The organism is Vibrio sp. T13N, assembly GCF_032970445.1.
GTDB lineage: Bacteria > Pseudomonadota > Gammaproteobacteria > Enterobacterales > Vibrionaceae > Vibrio > Vibrio diabolicus.
In genome coordinates, this window is sequence record NZ_JAWJYE010000001.1 from 189,978 (window position 1) to 215,838 (window position 25,861).

Below are 25,861 nucleotides of genomic sequence, written 5' to 3' on the forward strand. Positions count from 1 at the left end.
ACCTCTATGTTTCACACTATTCAACAAAAATTACTGTTGATGCCCAGCGGTAAAAAAAGCTTGCTATCTACTGGATTGAAAACCGCAATCACGCGTGTGTTGAGTGCGCTATTTGCTTTTTTACTGACACTGATTGTATCGAAGACCAGTGACCCTTCGACGTCCGGTCAATTTTTCTTTTTATTCAACCTAGTCTCACTACTCGCGATCGTTTCTCAGCTAGGTTTTGATGTCTCATTAGTTCGCTACAATGCGATCGCTTTTAATAACAAAGAGACACTTCAACAAAGCCATAACTATAAAACAGCACTTTATCGAAGTATGGCGTTTTGCTTGCTAGCCATTGCCGTTTTGTTGGTAGGATTTAATCTGTTTCCTGAACAGCTAAATCAGACCCAATCGCCAATGCATGCGATTACTTTAGGCTTGTTCTGCATACCGTTTTTGGTGCTTGCACAGACCAACAGTCGTGTGCTTCAAGCATGTAGAAAGGTCGTGTCATCACTGTTTGCTTTACAGCTTGGCGTGAGTATGTTGATGGTCTTTTTTGTCTTTGGCTTGGACTATATCGGTCAGCAAAATATCAACAATCTGATGACCGCACTGCTTCTGGCGAGTATGAGCGTCGCGGTAATATCCAGTGTTAATTGGCTAGGTTCAGGTCAGTATCAGACATCGGCTTTCGTACCAAACAAAAAAATGGTCGCTTCTGCCAAGCAAGTCTGGATTGGCAGTATCTTCACGAACGTTCTTCAATGGGGAAGCCTTGTCATTGCGGGCTTTTTTATCTCAACAGCGGAACTCGGTCTATTAGCTGCAGCTCAACGTACATCACTACTGATTGGCTTTGTGCTGATTACCATTAACTTTGTGGTCGCCCCTATGTTTGCCTCTCTCTACAAAGAACGCCAAATGATCAAACTGCAAAGCCTGAGCCGTTTAGCTTGCCGAGCCAACGTTGGTTTGGCCATTGTGCCCGTGATTATTTGCACTCTATTCCCAGAGTTTGTGATGCGGTTTTTTGGTGAAGAGTTTCTTGCTGCTGCGCCACTGTTAGTCGTCCTGTCTTTAGGGCAGTTAGTCAATGTTGCGACTGGCTCTGTAGGGTTTTTATTACTCATGAGCGGTCACGAAAGAACCATGAAATACATTACAATTTCCTCCGGCACAATCTCTATCTGCTTGCTCATTGCGCTTTGCCAAACGTTCGGTGTTATTGGTGCAGCATGGGCGATGGCAATTGGCATGGCAATTCAGAATCTAGCAGCGTTGTACTTTGTAAAACGTTACTTAGGCTTCTTTCCAATAGGTTAATTATGGTTTCAATACTGACACGGATAAGTTTTGTTTTCGTTCTGACGCTTACGGCTTCACTCTCTTTGTGGAAAAGCTCTGACTTACACCATGCCACTTACTTGCAAATGGAAACCTACTTAGGTGGATCGAGTACGCTTCACTTTACTTTCAGTTTATTGATCGGCTTTTTATCGGTCTTCACCTTTCCCTCTTTAGTAAGTTCCAGTAAAGCCGACGTCTTTGGCATCCGCCTTTTGCTACTGCTGTTGGCTATCGTTTCAATGGAAGAAATAAGCCAAATTTTTATTCCAAGTCGCTCATTTAGTTTTAATGATCTCAGTACCAACTGGATAGGCATTATCTCGGGTTACTTTAGTGCCAAGTTGATTCGCGTCCTGCGCACTCGCTCGTTCTCTTGAAATAAGCACCTCAAGGTTATTTGGGTATATAATTACGCCAAACAATCAGACTAACGAGTACATCATGTCATCCCACCCAACCAAGATTACCTTTTTTGAATTCTTAACCCCGTTGATCACATCAGGCAAAAAAACGATTACGATTCGAGATGAATCAGAAAGTCACTACGTTCCAAATACAGAGGTCGAAGTTTTTACCCTAGAGACGGATCGTAAAGTCTGCAACATCAAAATACGCTCTGTAGAACCACTCAACTTTGAAGATATCAATGAGTTTCATGCTGAACAAGAAGCCATCGAACTACCAAAACTCAAGCAGTTAATTCGAGAAATCTACCCAAACACCGATACGCTATTTGTGATTGAGTACGAGCTAATCAAATAACCTACAACAAACACTAGACGACTGGTCTAATTCATTCTATAGTACGCTTCATGAACGCAAAGACGAACGACACACGCCAACATATTCTCGACGTCGGATACGAGTTAATCGTAAACCGAGGGTTTACGAGTGTTGGCCTTTCAGAGCTTTTAAAAAAGGCCGCGGTGCCGAAAGGCTCGTTTTATCATTACTTCAAATCCAAAGAACAATTTGGTGAAGCGATGATTCAAGACTACTTTACTAAGTATTTTGAGCGTTTAAACGCACGCTTTACCAATACCGATCTGAATGGCTACCAACGCCTAATGAGCTACTTTGAAGAAATGGTCAAAGTAGAAGACGACGTATGTAATGCGAACAAATGTTTGTTGGTCAAGTTAAGTGCGGAAGTCTCCGATCTCTCAGAGTCCATGCGTCTAGCGTTACGCCAAGGTGCAGACAAAACCATTCAAGCAATGGCGGATTGCATTGACGTAGGCATTCAAGATGGCTCTATCCCAAATGGTGACAGTGCTTTATTGGCAAGGCAGATATACTACCTTTGGAACGGCGCAAGCTTGCTGAACAAACTGTATCAAGATCAGGCAGCATTAACGCAAAGTCTGACCTATACTCAACATCTACTGCAAAACACGCGAACTTGCCCATAGTAGGTAGCGTAAAAGTAAGATGAACACCCTACATGTGTTTCACATTTGGTAATAACTCCTGTGATTACACAATACACCTTCCCGCTCTATGAGCGGGATATTTTGAAATCAAAACTAGACGACCGGTCTAATCAATAAGTGAGATAAATATGACTAACGCAACAAATCGCAGAATCGTACTCGCGTCACGTCCCCACGGTGCACCAACAAAAGAAAACTTTCGTCTAGAAGAAGTGGCGAAACCGACTCCTCAAGATGGTGAGATGCTACTGAGAACCGTTTACTTATCTCTCGACCCATACATGCGCGGTCGCATGAGCGATGCCGAGTCATACGCCGATCCTGTTGCGGTTGATGACGTAATGATCGCTGGCACAGTTTGTCAGGTAGAAGCATCGAACCACCCAGATTATGAAGCGGGTGAATGGGTTCTTGCATACACTGTTGGCTGGCAAGACTACGCGCTCTCAACTGGTGAGATGGTGATTAAACTAGGCAAAGAACCACAAAACCCATCATACGCTCTAGGTGTTGCTGGCATGCCAGGCTTTACCGCGTATATGGGCTTGCTCGATATCGGTCAGCCAAAACCAGGTGAAACCATTGTGGTAGCGGCCGCGACGGGCCCTGTGGGCGCGACTGTTGGTCAAATTGGCAAAATCAAAGGTTGCCGAGTTGTTGGTATTGCAGGCGGAGAAGAAAAGTGCCGTTACGCCAAAGAAGTCCTTGGCTTCGATGAATGTATTGATCACAAAGCTGACGACTTTGCAGAGCAGTTGAAAAACGCCTGTGACCAAGGTATCGATGTTTACTTCGAAAACGTAGGTGGCAAAGTATTCGAAGCTGTAATGCCACTTCTGAATACCAGCGCACGTATCCCACTTTGTGGTTTGATTTCTCAGTACAACGCAACAGAACTGCCTGAAGGTACCGACCATCTTCCATTATTAATGGGTAAGCTGCTGACTAAACGAATCAAGGTGCAAGGCTTCATCATTTTTGATGACTACGGACATCGTTACGGTGAATTTGCGCAAGATATTAATCAATGGTTGGCAGAAGGAAAGATCCAATACCGTGAACATCTAGTACAAGGACTGGAGAATGCACCAGAAGCATTTATCGGTCTGTTGGAAGGTAAGAACTTCGGCAAGCTTGTAGTACAGATTAACGACCCATTATAAGGAAGGGATAAATAAATGATTAAACTTCACCATCTCAATCAGTCTCGCTCAAAGCGCATCATTTGGTTACTTGAAGAGCTAAATGTGGATTACGAAATCGTGCCTTATGTTCGTGACAAAGTGACCTTCATGGCACCGCCTGAGCTAAAGAGCGTTCATCCGCTCGGTAAATCGCCCCTGCTTGAAGATGATGGCGAGTTCATCATTGAGTCAGGCGCGATGACCGAATATTTGATTGAGAAGTACAGTGATGGTGCGTTGGCTCCTGAGCGTGGGACGAAGGCGCACACTGAGTACCTACAATGGATGCACTTTGCTGAAAGTTCAGCAATCTTACCAATGTTGTTAAAAATCTTTATCAGCAAAGAGCCAAACGAAACTCAATTTCTATCAGGCTATGCTGACAAAGAAGCGATGAACGTTCTGGGTTATTTCGAGCAATCGCTAGAAGGCAAAACTTACCTAGTAGAAGAACGTTTAACTGGCGCAGACATCATGATGTCATTTATTGTCGAGCTCGTGCATAAGTTCGGTTTGGCTGGTCACTTCCCGAATATTGAGCGTTATGGAAAACAACTCGCAACGCATCCAGCGTTTGAAAAAGCTGAGCAAATTGAAGTGAAGTACTCCTAATCATTCCGCCCCTTTGATGTTCAATAAAGCGATATCAAAGGGGCGATTTCCGACATTAGCCTTGTCAACAAAGCGCAATTCATGCAAATGCTTGCGTGCTCTTTTTACCCTTTTCGCCAATACGTTAATAAACCAATCATAAAAATCAGCTAAGAATTTGATTCTAAGTTACTTTTCATCATCGTTACCACCTATTGAATTGATAAGCAGTATCAGTTTTTGCTTCCAGCTTTTCCGTAATAATCTTCTCTTCAGTTGCTAAGGTATTGATCCCTGGAGGGGAAGAAAAATGACAAATAAGAAATTAACCACCGCCGCAGGCTGTCCTGTCGCCCATAATCAAAATGTGATGACTGCAGGTCCTCGTGGCCCCCAACTACTGCAAGACGTTTGGTTCCTTGAAAAACTGGCACACTTTGACCGCGAAGTGATTCCTGAGCGCCGTATGCACGCCAAAGGCTCAGGCGCTTACGGCACCTTTACTGTGACTCATGACATCACAAAATACACTCGCGCGAAGATCTTCTCGGAGATTGGTAAAAAGACCGAGCTATTTGCTCGCTTTACCACCGTTGCGGGGGAGCGCGGTGCCGCAGATGCAGAGCGCGACATCCGTGGTTTTGCTCTAAAGTTTTACACCGAAGAAGGCAACTGGGACTTGGTTGGTAACAACACGCCAGTGTTCTTCCTCCGTGATCCACTAAAATTTCCAGATCTAAACCACGCGGTGAAACGCGATCCACGCACCAACATGCGCAGCTCGACAAACAACTGGGATTTTTGGACATCACTACCAGAAGCATTCCACCAAGTTACGATCGTTATGAGTGATCGTGGTATTCCAGCGTCTTACCGTCATATGCACGGCTTCGGTAGCCACACATTCAGCTTTATCAACGCAGAAAACGAACGTTACTGGGTGAAATTCCACTTTAAAACTCAGCAAGGCATCAAAAACCTGACTGACCAAGAAGCAGAAGCGATCGTAGGTAAAGACCGCGAAAGCCATCACCGTGACCTTTACGAAGCGATTGAGCGTCAAGACTTCCCTAAATGGAAGATGTACGTACAGATCATGCCTGAGCTAGGAGCGGATGAAGTGAACTTTAACCCGTTCGATCTAACAAAAGTATGGTCACAAAAAGATTATCCATTGATCCCAGTAGGCGAGTTTGAACTGAACCGTAACCCAGAAAATTTCTATGCGGAAGTTGAGCAATCCGCATTTAACCCGGCAGCTATCGTTCCTGGAATTGGCTTCTCGCCAGACAAAATGCTGCAAGGCCGTCTGTTTGCATACGGAGATGCGCAGCGTTACCGCCTAGGTGTAAACCATCACCAAATTCCAGTTAACGCGCCTCGTTGTCCGGTACACAGCTACCACCGCGATGGCGCAATGCGCGTTGATGGCAACTTTGGTTCAACACTAGGTTACGAGCCAAACTACAAACAAGAATGGGCAGAGCAACCAGATTATTCTGAGCCACCTCTACGCATCAACGGCAATGCTGATCATTACGATCACCGTGTAGACGAAGACTACTTCAGCCAAGCGGGTGACCTATTCCGTCTTATGAGCGAAGAACAGCGTCAAACTCTGTTCGACAACACCGCTCGTGCAATGGATGGTGTGCCAGACTTCATCAAAGAACGTCACGTTAACCACGCCTACCAAGCGGACGAAGCTTACGGCAAAGGCCTTGAGATTGCGCTAGGCTTAAACAAGTAAACGGACACTGCACCAGCAAATGCTGTGATAAGTAGACATAAAAAAGGAGGTGCCCCAAAGCACCTCCTCATTCAAGTTCGTTAGTCACACACTAATGTTCAAGGGGAACGATTGTGATCAACTTAAATTTCTTCAAGCTCTTTGATACCAAAGAACTGTTTATCTACTACTGATTCTTAGCGACGGCTCTAATCAGAACAGACGTATCCATGCGGCCTAAACCATCACGCTGAAGGTCAGCGTATTGCTCATCCACTTTCTTAGTCAGTGGGAGCTCTAGACCCACTCGCTCTGCTTCTTGCAGACAGAAGCCTAAGTCTTTGCGCATCCAATCAATCGCGAAGCCAAAATCAAACTTATCTTGCGCCATCGTCTTGGCGCGGTTTTCCATTTGCCATGACCCTGCAGCACCGTGCTTGAGTGTTTCAACTACTTGTTCAATATCCAAACCGGATTTCTGCGCGAGTAACAACGCTTCGCTCAAGCCTTGAAGCACACCACCAATACAGATTTGGTTTACCATTTTACAACGTTGACCTTGGCCATTTTCACCCAGAAGCGTCATTTGCTTTGCATATACGTCCATCGCTGGAGACACACGATCAAAAATGTTCTGCTCGCCACCACACATGATGGTTAGTACGCCATTTTCTGCGCCGGCTTGACCACCAGATACCGGAGCATCAATAAAGTGGTTACCATATTTGGTACAAGCGTCGGCCAACTCAACGGCTAAATCAGCGGAAGTCGTGGTGTGATCAACCAGTACCGCGCCTGCTTTTAGACCGACTAGAATGCCTTCTTCACCGTATACAACGCTGCGCACGTCATCGTCATTACCGACACAAGTAAATACGATATCGCAACCTTCTGCCGCTTCTCGCGGTGTCTCACACGCAATGCCGTTGTATTCTTCAGCCCATTTATCAGCTTTGGCTTTAGTGCGGTTGTATACTTTGGTTTCATACCCCGCTTTGCTCAAATAGCCCGCCATTGGGTAACCCATAACACCCAAACCAATAAATGCTACTCGTTGTTTTTCCATTGCACGCTTCCCTTAGTTCACCTGACTGAAATGTTTTGTAACATGCTACTAAAGAATTGAAAACATTACTCGTAATTTATCCTTCACTCGCGGCACAAATAAAAGCGAACCGCGATGTTGGAGTAAATACCAAAAGCATTCATCAGGGTCATCGAGGAGACATTTCTCAGAAGTTAAATGTTAAGACACTCTACGAGCTTGCAACAAAGCCGTGGCGTTCAACATGGCATCCTTGGTACTGACATCCAAGACTTGGATTTTTCGAAAACGTTCCGGTTCTTTAATCGCCACATCGTGAGCAAAAATCACAAACTTCGCTTTCTCGATGTCTTTCTCGGTAATTCGGTTGATGACTCCATTCGCGCCTTGGGTTTCGACTTTAATCTTAATGCCGAGTGCACAAGCCGCTTTTTCCAATGACTTAGCCGCTAAGAACGTATGTGCCACACCTGATGGACAAGATGTGACCGCCAAAACATCCGCCTCACCTTCGCCTTGAACAGAGCCATATACTTGAGAATGACCAGTGTAACTCTCATCTTCGGTGACGGTTTTCTTTAGTGCAATCACGATCAACGCCGTGGTAACAGAGCCCGCAATCGTGCCGATGATGTACCCAATTTTTCCATCCACAACAGGGAGAACAATCCAACCGCCCCACGGTGCATGGTTCATTACGTGGAACATAAAGCCAATCACGTTACCAACGATGCCACCCGCCACAATAGCGGGTAATACTCGCGCAGGGTCACCAGCGGCAAAAGGAATCGCACCTTCGCTAATACCGATCATCCCCATAATACCTGCGGCTTTCCCCGCTTCGCGTTCATCTCGCTTGAATTTACTCGGCGCCAAAAATGTGGCTAGTGCCATACCCAATGGCGGCGTACAAATTGCAATACCGACCCCGCCCATCAACCATGGTTGCGTGTTCACTTGGGTTTGAGCAAACAACGTCGCCACTTTGTTAATTGGGCCGCCCATATCAAACGCGGTCATTGCCCCAAGCACAGTTCCGAGCATCACTTTGCCTGACCCCGCCATGCCCGTCAGCACCTCGTTCATGGTGGTCATTGCGCTGGCTATCGGAGCACCTATCACCCACATCACCGCGCCGCAAGTAACAAACGTCCCCACTAGCGGATAAATAAAAATCGAGCCAAGCGAACTCATGCTGTCTGGTAGCTGAATTTTCTTTAATAGCCAAACGACAAAGCCAGCAAAAAAGCCGACCACAATCGCACCTAAAAAACCCGTATTGTAATGACTGACAGCAATCCAAGATCCAATCATACCCGGCGCAAGGCCCGGCTTGTCGGCAATAGAATAAGCAATGTAACCACCAAGAACGGCAGTAAACAATGTCAGGCCAGCAATCCCCATTTGAGCAATATCGGCCAAAATGCCCTCTTGTGGTACACCACCGTGACCAGAGATCATCACCGACAACGACAACAACACACCGCCCGCAACGATAAACGGGATCATGTGAGATGTGCCAAACAGCAGGTGCTCTTTAATGCGACCAAGTTTTTGCGCCCAAGGGCTTAGGGGTTCTGATGTAAATTCTAAAGAAGTTGGGAGAAATTCATTGGATTGGGTTTGAATATCAGTCAACATCTCAAGCGCTTCTTCTCGCGATTGAGCCTGTTTGAGCTTTTCAACAAAGCCGTCTTCGATAATTTTGGTGGAAATTTGTGCCAATACTTCAATGTGATGATGATCATCACCATCTGGGGACGCCAGCATGAAAAACACATCGGACAGCTCGCCATCTTCGGCGCCATAATCAATCCCATTACGGCTGATCCCGACCGCGACAGCCGGTTTCGCTACAGCATCACTTTTGGCATGAGGGATCGCAATACCATCATCAAATCCTGTGTTACCGATCTCTTCTCGTTTCCAGATATCTGCCAAGAACTGGCTTTGACTATTGAGCTTGCCGGCTGCCTCTAGCATCTCGACCAGCTCTTTGAGCGCTTCATCTTTGGTTTGAGCTTTTAGATCTAAACATATCGTTTCCAGCTCAATTAGGTTTGTGATGTCCATTGTTTTACCTTCCAATATTCACGCTCGAATATATACCCAAGTGAGTTTGAGATACAGGATCCCCCTGGCTCGTATGCGTTCCTACTCATTTTATTTGGGCATAGATTAACCAGTGCCTCCCCTTTGATATATAGGACTAAAAGTGCATTAACTGGATTAATGTAACATGAGATTCAAACTGTGATAGAGCTCTTGCGTTAATCCAGCTCAAATCAATTCAATCTGCGGTGGCTGTGCTAATATCCACAAAAAATAAAATGGATAGAACATGAAAATCGTAGCGGTGACAGCATGCCCTACAGGCATCGCTCATACTTATATGGCAGCAGATGCACTAATGAAAGCTGCGCCAAAACATAACGTGCAAATTAAAGTAGAAACGCAAGGTGCGATGGGGATAGAAAATCAGCTCACTCCTCACGATATCGCTCAAGCGGATCGGGTTTTGATCGTGTCGGATATTGAGATAGAACAACCAGGCCGATTCGAAGGGACGCGCCAAATTCAAATCCCCATTGAAGAGGTTTTGCTTAACGTCGACAAAGTATTCCTCGTCCACTGCCGCGACTAAATTTGTAGATGAACGAATACCAAATCACCTTTTTCGTCGATAATGCAAATGCCAGTGCGCACGTTGCTCAGCCACTCAATCGAGTGGCAAAGAAGTTCAAAAGCACCTTACATATCATTAATTTAACGCAAAATCGTGTTGCGGAACTCACCAAGTCCGTGGCGATTTTGCAAGCAGGTCTACAACAAGGTGATTTGTGTCAAATCACAGCGATTGGCATTGACGCAGAGCTGGCCTGCTTCGTCATCAAAGACATGATTGCTGAACACTTTACTGTGGTGGGATCTCATATCAACTATGAGTTTTCTAGCCAACTGGCCGAGCGTTTACCGCAAATTTGCCCACCTTGTGAAATCAAATGGCAGTACGCTAAAGCGCATACCGAGCTCACCAAGTTTGAATGCCTTAAAGGACTGGCTCAGCTCATCCACCCCATTCATCCCGACGAACTGATTCTTGCTTTTATTAAACGTGAAGAACGTTCATCAACTTGCGTGACTCCGGGGATCGCTCTACCGCATGTGATGTTTTCAGGTGTTGACCATATTTCTATTGCTGTTATTGCGAATGAAAAGTCGATGGATTGGGCTTCGAAGATGGGTGATGTTCATCTGGCTATTGCACTGGTGATGCCAGAAAAGCCGACCCGAGAACAGATCATTGCGGCCACTAACCTCACACGAAATATGCTTACCGATCAAATGGCGGAACGCCTACTACTAACAAAAAGCAGCGTCGACTTACAAGCGCTGCTGATGTACGCCATGTCGAGGCTGCTCGCCTAAACTTCTCTATGATTTACGCATTCTGACTGAAGGCTTAAATCGAACCACGATATTCCGTCGGCGTTCTGCCTGTACGGTTCTTAAATACTCGGCAGAAATAGTTCACGTCTTTAAATCCACAGCGCACTGACACGTCATTGAGTTTGAAGTTGTATTTCTTGAGCATAAACTTCGCGCGATCCACGCGTACCCAAGTAATGTAGTCTGCCAAGGTCATGTGCCCCTGCTGACGGAACAAGCGCGACAAATGGTTCGAGGAAATACTGAATCTCGACGCAATGCTGTCACGCGTGATTGGGCGATGGAAGTTCTCTTGAATGTAGATGCAGATCCCTTGATAGAGATCTTGCACACGGCTATGTGACTGCTGCTCGACTGGCGCATCCAACATCGTCTTCGCGTATTGCAGTAATGCTTGTAGTAAAAGCTCATCCATTGGTTTTTTAGTATTCTCACGAGCCAGTGAGCTCAACGCTTCTAAGATGTTATCTATCGCAAATCCTGAGCGCGTTTGGATGCTATGCTTTTGAATATCGTAAAAGTTTGCCTCACCTTTGCGTTTGCTCACCAAACTCAACCCAAGTTGTCGACGCCCAAACAAAATACTTAACACTGAGCAATCGGTATCCCAGTCTGGTTTATTCCAACAGTTAGGTGGAATAAATATCGCGTCGCCTTTTTTAGCAACGATGTGCGTTACTTTTCGATCATGACTTTCCATTTCATTAATATATTCCCCATCCAGAACTAACTCTAGGCGAGGGAAATTAACTTGATAGCTAAATTCAGGCGGCGTATGAAAATCTCCTGCAAACCAAATATTATGAAATGGCTCTCTTTCATTTAATACAGCTGAAATTAAATCATGAAAAATCATTGTCTCACACTCTATATATGCATCAATGATGCTATTTACTATAGATATACACCGGACTGGACTTTTGTGCTATTGAGCAAAATCACACTTCCATTTTAATGTTACAAAAATCCAGTTAACGCATCAAATCTCCAGTAACAAAAACTCTATCAACAACACTCAATCCCTTTTCAAGTGGGAGCGAGGCCACATTTCACTTATCGTTTAGCTTCTTATCCATCATGTCACAGATATGCAGCTAGATTTGTCCAGTGAACGATCTAAATCACACTATAGTTAGTCGGTTACAATCCTCCAGTAAATGCATTTTTTCTTCACTACAGTCTTTTTCTCACTAATTTAAAAATATCCCTGAAATAAAAATTATATTTATAGGGGTTCTACAATGATCACCAAACTAATAAATGAAGACTTAATTAAGCTTGATCTTAAAGCGTCTTCAAAAGAAGACGTATTTAAAGAACTGGTTGCCGTTCTTCATGCCCAAGGTCGTATTTCTGACCAAACACAATTTCTTGCAGATATAAAAGCACGTGAAGAATTAGGAAATACTGGATTTGAAGATGGCGTGGCAATTCCACACGCGAAAAGCGCCGCTGTGATTGAACCAGCGGTTGTGATCGGCGTAAGCAAATCAGGTATCGAATACGGCGCGGAAGACGGCTTGCCTTCAAAACTGTTCTTCATGATAGCTTCTCCAGACGGTGGCGATAACCACCATATCGAAGTACTTGCAGAACTGTCTTCAAAATTGATTGAAGATGGTTTCATCGATGCGTTCTTAGGCGCAACAAACATCCACGACGCACTGGCACTCCTTCTTGCTAAAGAAGAACCGCAACCAGTGACAGATGCTCCAGCAAACCAAGGTTTCATCATTGGTGTTACTGGTTGTCCTGCTGGCGTTGCCCACACGTACCTAGCGGCGGAAGCGCTAGAGAAAGGTGCAGCGGCGATGGGTTACGAAATCAAGGTTGAAACGAACGGTTCAATCGGTGTGAAGAACAGCCCAACCGCAGAAGAAATCGAGCGTGCAGATGCCATCATCGTCGCCTGTGACAAACAAGTCGACATGAACCGCTTCGCGGGCAAACGCGTGGTTACAACCAACGTAAAAGCCCCAATCCGCGATGCTCAAGGACTGATTAGTGAAGCGTTAAACGCACCGACGTACCAAGCTGAGTCCAATGGCAATACGCAAGCGTCAGTTGCAAACAAAGCTTCTCAAGCCCGTTCTGACTTATATCGCTACTTGATGAACGGCGTATCACACATGATCCCCTTCGTCGTAACGGGGGGTCTGTTGATTGCACTTGCTCTTGCAATCGGCGGTCAGCCAAGTGAAGCCGGCATGGCCATCCCTGAAGGCAGCATGTGGAACCAAATCCTCAACGTCGGTGTGGTTGCCTTTACGCTGATGATCCCAATCCTAGCGGGTTACATTGCTTACGCGATTGCTGACCGCCCTGCTCTAACTCCTGGCTTGATCGGTGGTTGGATTGCAAACAACGGTTCTTTCTACGGCGCAGACGCAGGTACAGGCTTTATCGGTGCCATCATCGCAGGCCTGCTTGTGGGTTACTTCGTGAAGTGGATTACGTCGATTAACTACCACAAGTTTATTCAACCTTTGGTGCCAATCATGATTGCGCCAATCACAGGTTCGTTGTTCATCGCAGGTCTTTTCATCTTCGTTATCGGCGCGCCAATCGCAAGCCTAATGGACGGTCTGACTGCGCTACTAACGAGCATGAGTACAGGTAACGTCGTTCTACTGGGTATCGTACTTGGAGGTATGGCTGGCTTCGATATGGGTGGTCCATTCAACAAGGTCGCATTCCTATTCTCTGTGGGCATGATTGCGAGCGGTCAAACTCAATTTATGGGTGCGATGGCGTGTGCAATCCCTGTTGCACCTTTAGGCATGGCACTGGCAACGGCGCTTGGTCGTAAGTTCGACCTGTTCGAAGAATCAGAAACCGAAGCGGGTAAAGCCGCAGGCGCAATGGGTCTGGTGGGTATCTCTGAAGGTGCGATTCCGTTCGCAGCGCAAGATCCAATGTCAGTGATTCCTGCAAACGTACTTGGCTCAATGGTGGCGGCAGTAATGGCGTTCTCATTCGGCATCACCAACAGCGTTGCTCACGGTGGTCCCGTGGTCGCTCTGCTTGGCGCGATGAACCACCCAGTCCTTGCTCTGATTTGTATGGCAGCTGGCGCAACGGTTACCGCAGTAACGTGTGTAACGTTGAAGAAAGTGCGTAAAGCAAAAATGATGCAAGCAGCCGCTTAATCCCCCCTCCCCCAAATGGCTCCTATGGCTTGGGCAATGTCGCCCAAGCCATGATTTTCTCTCATGGTGACACTCTATGTCTGATTTAACGATGTCCGATACACAAACGATTCAAACTCAAGCTAAGCATCCGACGTTTTTCCTGATGAACAACGTGATTCAAAACTACGCTTGGGGCAGTACTACTTCTGTTAACCAACTGTTTGGCATTGAAAACCCAACGGGCGAACCACAAGCAGAAGTATGGATGGGCGCGCATCCAAACGGTTGCTCAGTGGTGATGGTAAACGACGAGGAGACCAAACTCTCTTCACTGATTGCTCTAGACATGAATGCTTTTCTGAGTGAAGAAGTCGCAAACCGTTTTGGTGAACTTCCATACCTGTTTAAAGTGCTTGCCGCCGAGAAAGCGCTGTCGATTCAGGTGCACCCAAACAAGCAACAAGCAGAACTGGGTTTTGCACTGGAAGAAAAACAAGGCATTCCCCTAACCGCTGCAAACCGTAACTACAAAGATCCAAACCACAAACCAGAATTGGTTTACGCGCTAACCGAATACCAAGCGATGAATGGCTTCCGCCCAACAAGTGAAATCATCAGCTTCTTCTCTGAGCTGGCGATTCCTGAGCTGCAAGGCTTGGTGGATGACCTTATCGCAAACCAAACGCCAACGGGCTTAGCGACCTTCTTCTCCGGTCTACTGTCACTAGAAGGCGAACAGAAAGAGATGGCGTTGACGGTGCTATTGGCACAAGCTCGCATCACCGACTTACCTCTGTTCAACCTGATCTTGGAGTTAGAAACGCAATACCCGGGTGACATTGGTTTGTTTGCGCCCTTGCTACTCAACGTCATCACGCTGAAACCAGGCGAAGCGATGTTCTTGAATGCAGAAACGCCACACGCGTACTTGAAAGGTACGGGGCTTGAGATCATGGCGAACTCAGACAACGTGCTACGTGCCGGTTTAACGCCGAAGTATATGGACGTAAAAGAACTCGTTGCATGCACATGCTTCGAAGAAAAGCCATTCGACACTCTACTGCTTGCGCCAATCGAAAACGACGACATGTTGGAATACCCAATTCCCGTCGACGATTTCAAATTCGCGATTGTAAAACAAGCCAACCACCGAACGCTTGATGTAAGAACCGCAGAAATCCTGTTGCCGCTAGATTCCCCGCTCGTGATTACACACGCAAATGGTGAAACGTGTGTAGTAGATAAAGGCCAATCTGTTTTCATCCCAGCTTACGCCAAACAATACAGTTTGAATTGCGAAGGTCGTGTGGCGCGGGCTTACAGTTAATATCGCTGATTAAGTTTGCATGTCGTTACTGCCAATAAGCAAAAAAGAGCAGAGAAACGTCTCTGCTCTTTTACTTAATATGCGCTTTTCCCGATAAATTCACGCAATAATCAAATTGTCTAGAAAGGTTTACTGCTTAGCGTGGAACATCGCTTGTCCACTTTTATCTTTATTCGACCAAAAGTTAATATTGAACTGTGCATCATCGCTCATTTCAATACGATGCCAATACTGTGGCGGGCTTGTCGCGAACTGACCTGCGTTGATCACGACGACCATTTCAGGCTCTGTCGTGAATTCATCAGCAAAACCATAGTAGGTGACTTGCCCCTCCATTACGCATAACTGCCCAAACACGCCTTCGGCTGTGTTGTGATGAGTTAGAAGAGCTGGAGGCACACTGCCTTTGGTAAAAAATGGCGTCGAACGTTGAACCGTCCAGTCTTTCTGAATACGAAGATGTGACATGGTTATACCCTCTTTGAATATAAAATAGTGCTGCTTGAAGCGAGTTACGATTGCGCGACTTGAGACAGTTCACGCAGTAACGGAAAAGCCTGAGCCACTTGCTCGCCCGTAACAACAAACCCTGTCAATATGCTTTGTTCATTTTCAGCTTTTGCTACGATGCCAGATTGAGAAATCTGCACATTCCAATTCGCGACAGCACTGAAGTCCCCGGCAAGCTGAATTGGGTAACTCGGCGTTTTGACTTTTACCATCATTGGCGGCAACTTCAATTGCGCTTCCTGCCCAAGCAACTGCTTACCTAAAACATTAGCGCTCAACACGATTGGCTGAAGGTATGGAAGCATGCGCCCTTGTATCTCGGCGCAATCGCCCAGAGCGAATACATTGTTCGCAGAAGTCTGCAGCTTAGCGTCGACAGCAATGCCTTTCCCAACCTCTAATCCACAAGCATTCGCTAATTGAGTGTTTGAACGTAAGCCAGCGGCAGAAATCACTACATCAGTATCGATCACTTCACCGCTGTTCAAAGTCGCCACCAACGAATCGGCGGTACGATTCACCTCAACAACCCCATTTCCCAACGCCAGTTGAATGCCTTGCTGCTTAAGTTGGCTTTCCAGAGGCAACGCCACAAACTCAGGAATAAGATTGGCAAGCAAGCGTTGGTTTGATTCAACCACCGTAACGGCTTTGCCGCTGCTCGCAATATCCATTGCAATCTCAACGCCAATCAAACCACCACCGATAACCATTACGCGCTTTGCTTGACTGATTCGCTCTTCTGCGAGCTGATACTCTTGTAACGAATTGAGCGTTAGGACATCGCCAGAAGCATCACCTCGCATTGGAGGAACAAAGGCTTTCGCGCCCGTTGCAAAAATCAGTTTGGAGTACGCATAAACTTGTCCATCTGCTACCACTTGTTGGGCTTGCGTATCCACACTCTCAATTTTAGTGTGGGTTAATAACTCGATATGGTGCTCTTGGGCAAACGCTTCTCCCGTTTTTACCACCAGATCCCTCGCGGTCTGTTTTCTACTGAACACATGGCTCAAATCAGGCTTGTTATACTCCGCACCGTCATCAGCGGTGAATACTTGAATTGACACCTGTGCATCCATTCGACGCACAGTTTTAACCAGTTGATAGGCAGCAAAGCCACTGCCTATGATTACTATTGGTGCTTGCATCACAGCTCCTCACCCCTTGAACTCAACAAATACATCTTTACCCAAGTGACATTCAGGGCAGAGGAAGTAGTCCGGAACGTCTGACCACGTGGTACCCGCTTCAATTCCTTGATTAGGCTCACCCTGAGCAGGGTCATACACCCAGTTACAAACGGTGCAAATCATGCACTGGCAATCTGATGGATGTGCTTCTGAGCTTGGATTAATAAGCTCCCTTTCGACCACGGCTTGCGTTTCTACTTGTACAACGGGCTGTGATTGAACTTGCGGTTCAGACGCAGCCATCATCGGAGACGCAGCAGGACTTGTTAGTGGATGTTTCGCCCACAATTTCGCGATGCTCTTGCCATGTTCACGACACTCACGCATCGCTTTACCATCTGGTCGCCATTTGGTTTTCAGGCTGACTGCCGTTTCAAAACCCGCATCGGTCAACCGTGCGTGGATACGGTCTACCGCACCACCATTCCAACCGTAGCTACCGAATGCAGCGGCTTTTTTCGCTTTAAAGCGCAGACCGGTAATTTCTTCTAGCATGCCTGCGATCTTCGGCATCATGACGTTATTCATGGTAGATGAACCAACCAATATGCCTTTTGAGCGGAACACATTGGCGAGGATTTCATTTTTGTCATGTTTAGAGACATTGAAGACTTTGACCGCCACGCTAGGGTCAACATCGTGGATGCCCTGTGCAATCGCGTCCGCCATCATTCGGGTATTGTTCGACATAGAATCGTAGAAGATGGTAATACGATCTTCTTGGTAGTTATCCGCCCATTCCAAATATTGCTCGATGATTTGAACTGGGTTATCGCGCCATACAATACCGTGTGAAGTTGCAATCATGTCGACAGGCAAATTAAAGCTCAACACTTCTTTAATTTTGGATGTTACCAAGCTGCTGAATGGCGTTAGGATGTTTGAGTAGTAACGCAAACACTGTTCCATCAACTCATTTTGATCCACCTCATCGTTGAACAAACGCTCATCGCAGTAGTGCTGACCAAATGCGTCATTACTGAATAGCACCGCATCGCCCGTTAGGTATGTCATCATACTGTCTGGCCAATGCAGCATCGGCGCTTCCACGAACACCAATTGCTTACCGTTGCCAATATCAATGCTGTCACCCGTTTTTACCGTTTTAAAGTTCCATTCGGGATGATGGTGATGGCCAACAATCGAATCAATCGCCGCTTCCGTACAGTAAATTGGCGTGTTCGGAATCTTCTCCATCAATGCAGACAATGCGCCCGAGTGATCTTCCTCTGCATGGTTCACGACGATAAAATCGATCGTCTTAAGATCGATTTCCATTTCTAGGTTCTGGATAAATTGCTGGCTGAATCGATGATCGACCGTATCGATCAGTATGGTTTTCTCTTCACGAATTAGATAACTGTTGTAACTGGTGCCTTTTGTCATTTTGTATTCTGTACCATGGAAATCTTGAACTTCCCAATCGCGTTGACCTACCCAGTGGATATTGTTTTTTACGTGAATTGTCATAATTACTACCTTGAATGACGGGATAAACAAAAATAATTTCTTCTTGTATTGCACTGGGCATGCCAACTTTTAATTACCATATATTTCAATAACTTAATTAAAACACAACTTTAACAACTGTCATTAAGACACAGTTGATAATTGTCATTAAGACACTAAAATAGTCATATTGACACAATTGGTATTGGCTATGACTTCTTTAATCGCGCAATGGCTACACATCACGCAAGACCTAAATTCAGCGCTCACTCGGCAAGCTCGATTTGATACCTTATTAACAACGATTCGCGAGATATTAAAATGTGATGCTTCTGCTCTTCTTTTGTATGAAGATCAGCACTTTAAGCCGCTGGCTATCAATGGCTTAGCAAAGGAAGTATTGGGACGCCGTTTTTCTATAAACCAACACCCGAGATTGGAAGCCATTGCACGCGCTGGCGATATCGTACGGTTTCCATCGAATAGCGACTTACCCGATCCCTATGACGGGTTAATTCCGAACCACGACGACAAGCTGCACGTCCATTCATGTATTGGCCTCCCTTTGTTGATCGACGATCAATTGATTGGCGCGATCACTATTGATGCCTTCGACCCGAACCAGTTCGATGGTTTACTCAATCAAGAACTACGCTTTGTAAGTGCGTTAGCCGCGGGTGGCTTGCACACTGCTCTACTACTGGAGCAGTTAGAAACACAAGCTAGCTTGCCACGTGGGTCTTACACTGAGAAACGTACGCTAAGCAACGAAATCATTGGCAAATCTGCTGGGATGAAAGCACTTCAAGAGCAAATCGATGCGGTGGCAGATACCGAGCTATCAGTGTTGATAATGGGTGAAACAGGGGTTGGTAAAGAGCTCGTCGCAAACGCAATTCATCATCGCTCTCACCGAGCCAATAATACCTTGGTGTACTTAAACTGTGCCGCGTTACCTGAATCTGTCGCAGAGAGTGAACTTTTTGGTCATATCAAAGGTGCTTTTACTGGTGCTATCAGTAATCGGAAAGGTAAGTTCGAGCAAGCCGACGGCGGCACACTATTCTTGGATGAAGTTGGCGAACTTTCTCTGGAGTTGCAAGCCAAGCTACTTCGCGCATTGCAATATGGCGATATCCAGCGTGTTGGGGATGACCGACATATTCGAGTCAACACACGCATTGTGGCGGCAACGAACCGTGTTCTGCATGAAGAAGTAAAAGCTGGCCGTTTCAGAGCAGATTTGTACCACCGTTTGAGTGTATTCCCTCTTCATGTTCCCCCACTTCGTGAACGTGAAGACGATGTCGTGCTACTGGCTGGTTTCTTTGCAGAGCAACTACGCAGCAAGTTGGGGCTGAACAGTGTTCGACTCTCTCCCACTCTAGTTCAAGCACTTAAAGATTACTCTTGGCCGGGCAACGTGCGTGAACTGGAACACGTCATCAAACGAGCGGGCGTGCTTGCCAAAGCTAGAACTCAATCGCTGGATATCGAATTGGTGGAACAAGATTTCGATATCAAAGCGTCGAACAATCAGCCCACCACTGAAGAGTCAGGTATACCTAGCTCTTCATTTGAACTGTCAGACGCTGGTTTAAAGCAAGCCACTGACACCTTCCAAAAAGCCATGATTATAAAAGCACTAGAGCAGAATCAAGGAAACTGGGCTGCAACAGCACGTCAGTTAGAACTCGATAATGGTAATTTACACCGCTTAGCCAAACGGTTAGGTATAAAGTAAAAAAGGATACGGACGGTTTGAATTCCGCAAGAAAATCTATCTCGCTTATGTCAAAATGCACCATCACAATCGAAAAGTCTGTAATGTAATGAACTACCAAGCTGCTATTTTTGATATGGATGGTTTGCTCCTTGATACTGAGCGCGTCTGTATGCGTATTTTCCAAGAAGCATGTGAAGTCCAAAACCTTCCGTTTTATGAAGATGTTTACCTGTCGATCATTGGTCGCAATGCGGCAGGCATTGAAGCAATTTTCCGCAAAGCCTACGGTGAGAACCTAGACCGCCTGCATCATGAATGGCGTACTCGTTACAATGCTGTCGTCAAACACCAAGCCATCCCAGTGAAAAATGGTGTTGTTGAGCTGCTAGAATGGCTGAAAGCACAAGGCTTACCAATCGCAGTAGCGACTTCTACGGCAAAAGAGGTGGCGAAAATCAAACTGGAATTAGCGGGTTTGAGTAAGTACTTCGACAACCTCACCACAGGCTGCGAGGTAAACCACGGTAAGCCCGATCCAGAAATCTATTTACTGGCAGCAAACCGTCTGGATGTAGAACCAAGCCAATGTCTTGCCTTTGAAGATTCCAATAACGGTGTTCGCGCAGCCGTGGCAGCGAATATGGTTACTTATCAGATTCCGGATTTAGTTGAACCTTGCGAAGAGGTAAAACAATTTGGTCATTCCATCGTGCCGTCATTACATGAAGCATTAGATGCGTTGAAGCAAAATCGCTAAACGTAAACTGCCGCTCTAACTGTTAAAGCTCAGCAATTTGGCTGAGCTTTTTTATGCTTGAGCCTCTCCCCTCACCTTCTCTAATCTACTTCTAATAAATGCCAAGATACTGCTCCAAAGGCTTAATAAGATAGACCTTATCTCTGTACGGGGCGTATTCCTTTCTTTTTTGATTTACCTCACGCCATCGCATGAAATAGGGCCTATGAGTGATCAAATAGTGGAACTAACCAGTACAACTTTGCAACAAAACGTCAATATACCGCTTGAAGCACGTTTTTCGAGTGAAAATTGGCTGATAATGAGAACTATTGGATGAGGTTAATCCAAGTCAGCCCAAAATATAAAATGGAGAGTGTTATATGTCTTTACGTTTATTAGCAGCAACCTTCGCATTAGTAGGAATGAGCTTTGGTGCCCAAGCCAGTGCCGAGTGTGAAGTGTCCCTAGATGCTAACGATATGATGCAGTTTTCTACTAAAACACTGAGCGTTCCAGCCACTTGTAAAGAAGTAAAACTGACGCTAAACCACACAGGTAAAATGCCTGCACAATCAATGGGTCACAACGTCGTTATCGCAGATACCGCTAATCTACAAGCAGTAGGTACGGACGGCATGGCAGCAGGTGCAGAAAACAATTACGTGAAGCCAAATGACGACCGTGTATACGCTCACACAAAAGTGATTGGCGGCGGTGAAAGCACCAGCATTACTTTCAGCACTGAAAAAATGAAAGCTGGTGGCGACTACTCATTCTTCTGCTCGTTCCCTGGTCACTGGGCTATCATGCAGGGTAAATTTGAGTTCAAATAAGAGCTAACAAAGTCAAAACAAGACTCACTATAGGGAAGCCATCGCTTCCCTTTTTATTGCACCTTAGTTAAGCACGTCGATGGATAATCTCATCCAAAGGTACAGGCCTTGCTAAGTAAAACCCTTGAACTTTATCAACCCCACTTGACCGCACAAAGTCATAGTCAGACTGCGTTTCCACCCCTTCCGCTACGACCTCGCAATTTGCAATATGTCCTAACTTAGCAACCAATCGATACAGTTGCCGTCCACGATGATCGTTAGCGTCCAATAGCAGCGATCTGTCTAGCTTAATCTTGTTAAATGGATACTTGAACAAATGAGGAAACGATGCGTAGCCCGTACCAAAATCATCCATTGTGATACGAACTCCCATACTCTGTAGAGCTTTCATGGTGTTAGTTAAAGAAACTTCATTGTCTAATACGGCTTCTTCAGTAATTTCAATTTCAAGCCATTCTGCCGGGATTCCAAAATAGACCAACCTGTCTTGTAAATGCTGAACAAAATCCACTTGTTGAATGGTAGCAACAGAAACATTAATGGCCACTCTTCGCTGCTCAGATAATCCCATTTCCTTCATATCCGACAACACCTTTTCGAGTACTAATTTATCGAGCAGTGGCATGGCATCTAACCGGTGAAAATCTTCAATAAACGTTGGTGAAAGTAAGTTTCCATCTTCATCTTTATATCGAATAAGCGCTTCGTAAGAATACTGTTCCGCATCCTTTGTTGAGTGCTGCTTTTGATAAAACATCACCAACTCGCCTTCACGAAGAATGGAAGTTAAACGCTTCTGCGCGGATGACTTGCTGATACTCGATGTGTTCGCATCTTTCACACTACTGAGTAGTGATTTAAATAGGGATTGTTCTAAACCATTGTAAGTATTACTTACACCAAGCTGCCCCACATATTTGCCTGCATAGGCTAGATAAAAAGGTCGATAAATTAGTACACCAATCGCAATCACCACCAGTTGAAGTATCGCCCCCTGTACCTGATGCCCCATTGCAACATAACCACTCAACAGAGGCGGTGTCATCCAGTTCACAATATTTTCAACAGGCGCAATTAAGCCGGAAGCAATCGCACAGTAGGTGATGATAAAACTTACCAGCGGTACTAATACAAATGGGACGACCAGAATAGGGTTAAAGATGATAGGCAAGCCAAATAGCAGCACTTCATTGATGTTGAACATCACCAATGGTGCTGCCGCTAACGCCAGTAAAATATGATTGCGCTCTTTAGCGAACAATAACAGACACAGGAGTAAACTGATGCTATTCCCTGACCCGCCCATGGATAAAAATGCGTCGTAAAAACCTTGGCTAATGACGTTAAGCGACGCTTCGCCTGTTTGCCAAGCAGCCATGTTGGCTTCGGTCGCAGCGTATATTTGCTGCTTGATGGCAAACAACATGTTGTGACCATTAATGCCCGCCGCTCCTAATAAGCTCAAGATGGATTGATAAAATAATCCTCCTGTGAACGTCAGCGGATCAAAGTTAAGTCCAGCCACTGTTGTAGTAAAAGCATCCATCACCGCTGCGGTGACATGAGATAAGCTAACCGCAAATAAAACGAATACGAAAAAATGTAAGACATCTTTAAAAAGACGAGAAGAGAAGTCCATTGCTTGAGGATCAAGCAGCTCAATTCGGAAACTTTTACAATAAACGTATGACACCGTTGCACTGAAGAGTGCTAATAAAGGGTTATTCGGCAACATGTAATTACTAGAAAGGCTGTCATTCTCTATTGAAATTAAATAGAACATGACCAACGAATAAATGATGATAATCGCACTCGACACATTCACTTTATGCGATAAATAGTAACCAGCCACAATGCAAAACGCTGTGGGATATAAGTTGATTAAAATATCAGAAAGATGGAACAATAACTGAGAAACCTCTGACACCCCTAGGATTCTAGAAGCGTGACCAAGAAAGATAGCAAGTGCGTTAGATAGCGTCAGCGGTAACAGCAATAAGGCAATAGATGCGAGATCAGTAAGATAAGATTTAGATCCAAGTCGCCATTTATCTGTAAATACCGTTAGACGATGAAAGGGATCAAATACGCGTTCACGACGAGTGTGCATGGTGAGTTCTTATATTAAGTAATAATCATCGGCTGCGAAATAGGCAGCCGTAAATGCAACGGCCAGACTCAGTAACGTATTATTTGGTGGATAATTTTTAGTGTTTCTATTGGCTAAAACAATAGTTTGAATTGCCAGTCACAGCGCAAAGATGTCGCAAGTGCAATTTAACGATTATATACCCCTTGATCCAATGAGATTATTATCCTTAACGATAAAAGCCATACCAAGCATCTCGATATGGCTATCGTTAAAACTGATGTATATACCCTAATGACTTCAAGAAGTAGGCTTCGGTGACATGCCCTTGACGGGCGAGTTGATTTGGCTCACATACACTGTGAACGATTTTTGATTTAACACGAGTAGAACTTCAAGTCGTTGTCTCGTCTGTAAAACAAGTCATTCAATCCCGTGTAGCTCTTTCCAGTTTCCTGGATGAACCACGTAGCCGAATAGAGCATGCCCACCATAAACTAGCTCGGTTCCTTCCGGGATCCACAGCATTTGACCTGGGTGCACAAAATGTGTCTCACCATTTGCGGTCAGCTCGAAACAGCCTTCAATCACAAAAATAACCTCATCATAAAGCACCGTCCAAGCCACTTGAGCGCCTTCCCATTTAGCAAAGCCTACGCCAATGTTTGGTGAGATTTCTGGGCTTAACGCTCGGGCTACGTACGCCATTCCCGGCGTATCACCACGAACATTAAAATCTAGGTTTTTACTATCAACGAGTTTGACTTGCTTCATAACTCACTCCGGCTTTGCCATTTTGCTAATTGGATACGCGTTTTTACTCCCATGCCTAAAAAAGGCTCTGGCGGATTCAAACAAGGCATTCCTGTCACTTGCTGTATGTCATCCAATGATTTAGATGTCGCACCAACGACATAGTCAGCTAACAGCGTTCCAGAAATGGTTCCCCACGCAGCGCCAACACCATTGTCACAAGCGCTGGCATAAACACCTTCATCTAATTGACCAAAAAAGTTAGTAAAGTTACGAGAGATGGCATATACCCCACCCCATGTGTGAGTAAATGGTACGTCGGCCAGCTCGGGGTAACGCGCCAAAAAGACTTGACGATGATCGTCTCGGATTTGCTCTCTGACTTTATCGTTCATGCTTGAGCCATATTTCGGCACGTGTTTGTAAGTATTTCGGATCAAAATACGTCGATCGGCGGTCATACGTAACGTCGTTCCCGCATGATCTGCTGGAGTTAAACCCCAATTCAGCTCACCTCCGTATCGTTGCATTTCTGCGTCGGTCAATGGACGCGTCCAGCTTGCAAACGTCATCACTGGCAGTAATCTGTTTTTAAGGTAACCAAACTCACGAGTAAAAATGCTGGTGCCAAGTAACAGTTCAGTGGTTTCAACAGAACCACTATCTCCATGTAATACCCAGTAACCGTTTTCTTTACTGAGTTTGCGGATTGGCGAGTTTTCTAACACCTCGACATTCTCTGGAAGGCTTTCCCCTAGCCCACGCACCAGAGCAGCAGGTTGCATTAAATAACCACCTGGCGTGTAAATTGCGCGGCTGTAGTAATTTGTCCCTAAGACTTTCGCCAGCTCACTGCCATTAACATGGAAGTATGGTTCGCCAAGGTCTTTCATTAGGTGCTCAAAGTGATCGAGATACGCTTCACCGCGCGCCCCTACGGCTGCTTGATATTTGCCCTTTGCTGACCACTGACAAGAAATACTGTGCTTCGACACTAAAGTGTCTAGCTGAGCAATCGCAGAACGGTTGAGCGATAATAACTTTTGTTTGTGCTCAGGATCGGGATGCTCAAGTGAAAACTTATGAGGCAAATCGATCACAAAGCCCGAATTTCTCCCTGACGCCCCTTGGCCGATACGTTGCGCATCAATCAGTATAATTCGTGCGTTAGGCTGAAGCTCAGCTAAACGTCTTGCCATAGCTAGTCCAGCGAAACCGGCACCTAGCACGGCATAGTCAGCAGTTTGTTTACCTTTTAACGCTGGTTTTTCTGCAATACTTGGCAACGCATGGTACCAACCACATGTTGCATCATCATTGGGTAAATGAATCATCTTC

At 45.6% G+C, this 25,861-nt stretch carries 23 protein-coding genes; 14 read left to right on the plus strand and 9 right to left on the minus strand.

What is annotated here, in order from left to right; all coding sequences use genetic code 11:
- Positions 1-6 precede the first annotated feature (6 nt).
- The 7 genes from R2S67_RS00900 to R2S67_RS00930 all read left to right on the plus strand — a co-directional run bounded on the left by R2S67_RS00900 (position 7) and on the right by R2S67_RS00930 (position 6,296).
- Positions 7-1,314, plus strand: coding sequence for an oligosaccharide flippase family protein (locus tag R2S67_RS00900; protein WP_268853519.1), 1,308 nt, complete (start codon positions 7-9; stop codon positions 1,312-1,314).
- A gap of 2 nt (positions 1,315-1,316) precedes the next feature.
- Positions 1,317-1,715, plus strand: coding sequence for a VanZ family protein (locus tag R2S67_RS00905; protein WP_317341749.1), 399 nt, complete (start codon positions 1,317-1,319; stop codon positions 1,713-1,715).
- A gap of 64 nt (positions 1,716-1,779) precedes the next feature.
- Complete coding sequence (gene yqfB / locus R2S67_RS00910; RefSeq protein ID WP_005392475.1) at positions 1,780-2,100, plus strand: N(4)-acetylcytidine aminohydrolase; 321 nt, start codon at positions 1,780-1,782, stop codon at positions 2,098-2,100.
- A 50-nt stretch (positions 2,101-2,150) separates the two neighbouring features.
- Positions 2,151-2,750: a TetR/AcrR family transcriptional regulator gene (locus tag R2S67_RS00915; RefSeq protein ID WP_006742221.1), complete on the plus strand. Its 600-nt coding sequence runs from the start codon at positions 2,151-2,153 to the stop codon at positions 2,748-2,750.
- A gap of 149 nt (positions 2,751-2,899) precedes the next feature.
- Complete coding sequence (locus R2S67_RS00920) at positions 2,900-3,934, plus strand: NADP-dependent oxidoreductase (protein WP_065645713.1); 1,035 nt, start codon at positions 2,900-2,902, stop codon at positions 3,932-3,934.
- 15 nt (positions 3,935-3,949) lie between these two features.
- Positions 3,950-4,567, plus strand: coding sequence for a glutathione S-transferase family protein (locus R2S67_RS00925; protein WP_006742223.1), 618 nt, complete (start codon positions 3,950-3,952; stop codon positions 4,565-4,567).
- 289 nt (positions 4,568-4,856) lie between these two features.
- Positions 4,857-6,296 carry a catalase gene (locus R2S67_RS00930; protein WP_237284393.1) on the plus strand — a complete coding sequence of 480 codons (1,440 nt, stop codon included), beginning with the start codon at positions 4,857-4,859 and terminating at the stop codon, positions 6,294-6,296.
- A 166-nt stretch (positions 6,297-6,462) separates the two neighbouring features.
- Here R2S67_RS00930 and R2S67_RS00935 read toward each other — a convergent pair whose 3' ends face one another.
- Together R2S67_RS00935 and R2S67_RS00940 are read right to left on the minus strand one after the other, a co-directional pair.
- Positions 6,463-7,341 carry an NAD(P)-dependent oxidoreductase gene (locus R2S67_RS00935; RefSeq protein ID WP_317341750.1) on the minus strand — a complete coding sequence of 293 codons (879 nt, stop codon included), beginning with the start codon at positions 7,339-7,341 and terminating at the stop codon, positions 6,463-6,465.
- 180 nt (positions 7,342-7,521) lie between these two features.
- Complete coding sequence (locus tag R2S67_RS00940; RefSeq protein ID WP_237309038.1) at positions 7,522-9,393, minus strand: fructose-specific PTS transporter subunit EIIC; 1,872 nt, start codon at positions 9,391-9,393, stop codon at positions 7,522-7,524.
- Between the two features lie 268 nt (positions 9,394-9,661).
- Between R2S67_RS00940 and R2S67_RS00945 the strand changes: the two genes are divergently transcribed.
- Positions 9,662-9,964 (plus strand): PTS fructose transporter subunit IIB, encoded by a 303-nt coding sequence (locus R2S67_RS00945; RefSeq protein WP_006742227.1) that lies wholly within the window; start codon positions 9,662-9,664, stop codon positions 9,962-9,964.
- 8 nt (positions 9,965-9,972) lie between these two features.
- A complete protein-coding gene (locus R2S67_RS00950; RefSeq protein WP_317341751.1) occupies positions 9,973-10,749 on the plus strand; it encodes a PTS sugar transporter subunit IIA in 777 nt (258 codons plus the stop codon).
- A gap of 34 nt (positions 10,750-10,783) precedes the next feature.
- Here the strand turns inward: R2S67_RS00950 and R2S67_RS00955 are convergent, their stop codons facing one another.
- Positions 10,784-11,626 (minus strand): helix-turn-helix transcriptional regulator, encoded by an 843-nt coding sequence (locus R2S67_RS00955; protein WP_006742228.1) that lies wholly within the window; start codon positions 11,624-11,626, stop codon positions 10,784-10,786.
- Between the two features lie 385 nt (positions 11,627-12,011).
- Here R2S67_RS00955 and R2S67_RS00960 point away from each other — a divergent pair, with 385 nt between their 5' ends.
- Together R2S67_RS00960 and manA are read left to right on the plus strand one after the other, a co-directional pair.
- Positions 12,012-13,919 carry a fructose-specific PTS transporter subunit EIIC gene (locus R2S67_RS00960; protein WP_317341753.1) on the plus strand — a complete coding sequence of 636 codons (1,908 nt, stop codon included), beginning with the start codon at positions 12,012-12,014 and terminating at the stop codon, positions 13,917-13,919.
- Positions 13,920-13,995: 76 nt separating this feature from the next.
- Entirely contained in the window at positions 13,996-15,228 is a 1,233-nt protein-coding gene (manA, locus tag R2S67_RS00965; RefSeq protein ID WP_317341754.1) for a mannose-6-phosphate isomerase, class I, read from the plus strand.
- A 129-nt stretch (positions 15,229-15,357) separates the two neighbouring features.
- Here manA and R2S67_RS00970 read toward each other — a convergent pair whose 3' ends face one another.
- The 3 genes from R2S67_RS00970 to norV are packed head-to-tail and all read right to left on the minus strand — an operon-like array spanning position 15,358 to position 18,401.
- Positions 15,358-15,696, minus strand: a complete 339-nt coding sequence (locus tag R2S67_RS00970; RefSeq protein ID WP_317341755.1) for a DUF1971 domain-containing protein — start codon at positions 15,694-15,696, stop codon at positions 15,358-15,360.
- Positions 15,697-15,740: 44 nt separating this feature from the next.
- Entirely contained in the window at positions 15,741-16,889 is a 1,149-nt protein-coding gene (gene norW / locus R2S67_RS00975; RefSeq protein ID WP_237284398.1) for an NADH:flavorubredoxin reductase NorW, read from the minus strand.
- Between the two features lie 9 nt (positions 16,890-16,898).
- Positions 16,899-18,401 (minus strand): anaerobic nitric oxide reductase flavorubredoxin, encoded by a 1,503-nt coding sequence (gene norV / locus R2S67_RS00980; RefSeq protein ID WP_317341756.1) that lies wholly within the window; start codon positions 18,399-18,401, stop codon positions 16,899-16,901.
- A 190-nt stretch (positions 18,402-18,591) separates the two neighbouring features.
- Between norV and norR the strand changes: the two genes are divergently transcribed.
- The 3 genes from norR (at position 18,592) to azu (ending at position 21,678) form a co-directional block, all read left to right on the plus strand.
- Positions 18,592-20,124 (plus strand): nitric oxide reductase transcriptional regulator NorR, encoded by a 1,533-nt coding sequence (gene norR, locus R2S67_RS00985; RefSeq protein ID WP_317341757.1) that lies wholly within the window; start codon positions 18,592-18,594, stop codon positions 20,122-20,124.
- Between the two features lie 88 nt (positions 20,125-20,212).
- Positions 20,213-20,863, plus strand: a complete 651-nt coding sequence (locus tag R2S67_RS00990) for an HAD family hydrolase (RefSeq protein WP_005392456.1) — start codon at positions 20,213-20,215, stop codon at positions 20,861-20,863.
- A gap of 362 nt (positions 20,864-21,225) precedes the next feature.
- Positions 21,226-21,678, plus strand: a complete 453-nt coding sequence (gene azu / locus R2S67_RS00995) for an azurin (RefSeq protein WP_005392455.1) — start codon at positions 21,226-21,228, stop codon at positions 21,676-21,678.
- A 67-nt stretch (positions 21,679-21,745) separates the two neighbouring features.
- On the opposite strand, the gene R2S67_RS01000 is transcribed toward azu, so the two are convergent.
- The 3 genes from R2S67_RS01000 to R2S67_RS01010 all read right to left on the minus strand — a co-directional run bounded on the left by R2S67_RS01000 (position 21,746) and on the right by R2S67_RS01010 (position 25,857).
- Positions 21,746-23,791, minus strand: a complete 2,046-nt coding sequence (locus tag R2S67_RS01000; RefSeq protein ID WP_317341758.1) for an EAL domain-containing protein — start codon at positions 23,789-23,791, stop codon at positions 21,746-21,748.
- Positions 23,792-24,193: 402 nt separating this feature from the next.
- A complete protein-coding gene (locus tag R2S67_RS01005) occupies positions 24,194-24,544 on the minus strand; it encodes an ethanolamine utilization protein EutQ (RefSeq protein WP_025768531.1) in 351 nt (116 codons plus the stop codon).
- Positions 24,541-25,857: an FAD-binding oxidoreductase gene (locus tag R2S67_RS01010; protein WP_317341759.1), complete on the minus strand. Its 1,317-nt coding sequence runs from the start codon at positions 25,855-25,857 to the stop codon at positions 24,541-24,543. The genes R2S67_RS01005 and R2S67_RS01010 overlap by 4 nt, the downstream gene beginning before the upstream one ends.
- Positions 25,858-25,861: the final 4 nt, after the last annotated feature.

Excerpts from the sequence above, each read along its gene's own strand:
- R2S67_RS00900 (WP_268853519.1), top strand. The coding sequence starts at position 7 with ATGTTTCACACTATTCAACAAAAATTACTGTTGATGCCCAGCGGTAAA.
- R2S67_RS00905 (WP_317341749.1), top strand. The coding sequence starts at position 1,317 with ATGGTTTCAATACTGACACGGATAAGTTTTGTTTTCGTTCTGACGCTT.
- yqfB (WP_005392475.1), top strand. The coding sequence starts at position 1,780 with ATGTCATCCCACCCAACCAAGATTACCTTTTTTGAATTCTTAACCCCG.
- R2S67_RS00915 (WP_006742221.1), top strand. The coding sequence starts at position 2,151 with ATGAACGCAAAGACGAACGACACACGCCAACATATTCTCGACGTCGGA.
- R2S67_RS00920 (WP_065645713.1), top strand. The coding sequence starts at position 2,900 with ATGACTAACGCAACAAATCGCAGAATCGTACTCGCGTCACGTCCCCAC.
- R2S67_RS00925 (WP_006742223.1), top strand. The coding sequence starts at position 3,950 with ATGATTAAACTTCACCATCTCAATCAGTCTCGCTCAAAGCGCATCATT.
- R2S67_RS00930 (WP_237284393.1), top strand. The coding sequence starts at position 4,857 with ATGACAAATAAGAAATTAACCACCGCCGCAGGCTGTCCTGTCGCCCAT.
- R2S67_RS00935 (WP_317341750.1), bottom strand. The coding sequence starts at position 7,341 with ATGGAAAAACAACGAGTAGCATTTATTGGTTTGGGTGTTATGGGTTAC.
- R2S67_RS00940 (WP_237309038.1), bottom strand. The coding sequence starts at position 9,393 with ATGGACATCACAAACCTAATTGAGCTGGAAACGATATGTTTAGATCTA.
- R2S67_RS00945 (WP_006742227.1), top strand. The coding sequence starts at position 9,662 with ATGAAAATCGTAGCGGTGACAGCATGCCCTACAGGCATCGCTCATACT.
- R2S67_RS00950 (WP_317341751.1), top strand. The coding sequence starts at position 9,973 with ATGAACGAATACCAAATCACCTTTTTCGTCGATAATGCAAATGCCAGT.
- R2S67_RS00955 (WP_006742228.1), bottom strand. The coding sequence starts at position 11,626 with ATGATTTTTCATGATTTAATTTCAGCTGTATTAAATGAAAGAGAGCCA.
- R2S67_RS00960 (WP_317341753.1), top strand. The coding sequence starts at position 12,012 with ATGATCACCAAACTAATAAATGAAGACTTAATTAAGCTTGATCTTAAA.
- manA (WP_317341754.1), top strand. The coding sequence starts at position 13,996 with ATGTCTGATTTAACGATGTCCGATACACAAACGATTCAAACTCAAGCT.
- R2S67_RS00970 (WP_317341755.1), bottom strand. The coding sequence starts at position 15,696 with ATGTCACATCTTCGTATTCAGAAAGACTGGACGGTTCAACGTTCGACG.
- norW (WP_237284398.1), bottom strand. The coding sequence starts at position 16,889 with ATGCAAGCACCAATAGTAATCATAGGCAGTGGCTTTGCTGCCTATCAA.
- norV (WP_317341756.1), bottom strand. The coding sequence starts at position 18,401 with ATGACAATTCACGTAAAAAACAATATCCACTGGGTAGGTCAACGCGAT.
- norR (WP_317341757.1), top strand. The coding sequence starts at position 18,592 with ATGACTTCTTTAATCGCGCAATGGCTACACATCACGCAAGACCTAAAT.
- R2S67_RS00990 (WP_005392456.1), top strand. The coding sequence starts at position 20,213 with ATGAACTACCAAGCTGCTATTTTTGATATGGATGGTTTGCTCCTTGAT.
- azu (WP_005392455.1), top strand. The coding sequence starts at position 21,226 with ATGTCTTTACGTTTATTAGCAGCAACCTTCGCATTAGTAGGAATGAGC.
- R2S67_RS01000 (WP_317341758.1), bottom strand. The coding sequence starts at position 23,791 with ATGCACACTCGTCGTGAACGCGTATTTGATCCCTTTCATCGTCTAACG.
- R2S67_RS01005 (WP_025768531.1), bottom strand. The coding sequence starts at position 24,544 with ATGAAGCAAGTCAAACTCGTTGATAGTAAAAACCTAGATTTTAATGTT.
- R2S67_RS01010 (WP_317341759.1), bottom strand. The coding sequence starts at position 25,857 with ATGATTCATTTACCCAATGATGATGCAACATGTGGTTGGTACCATGCG.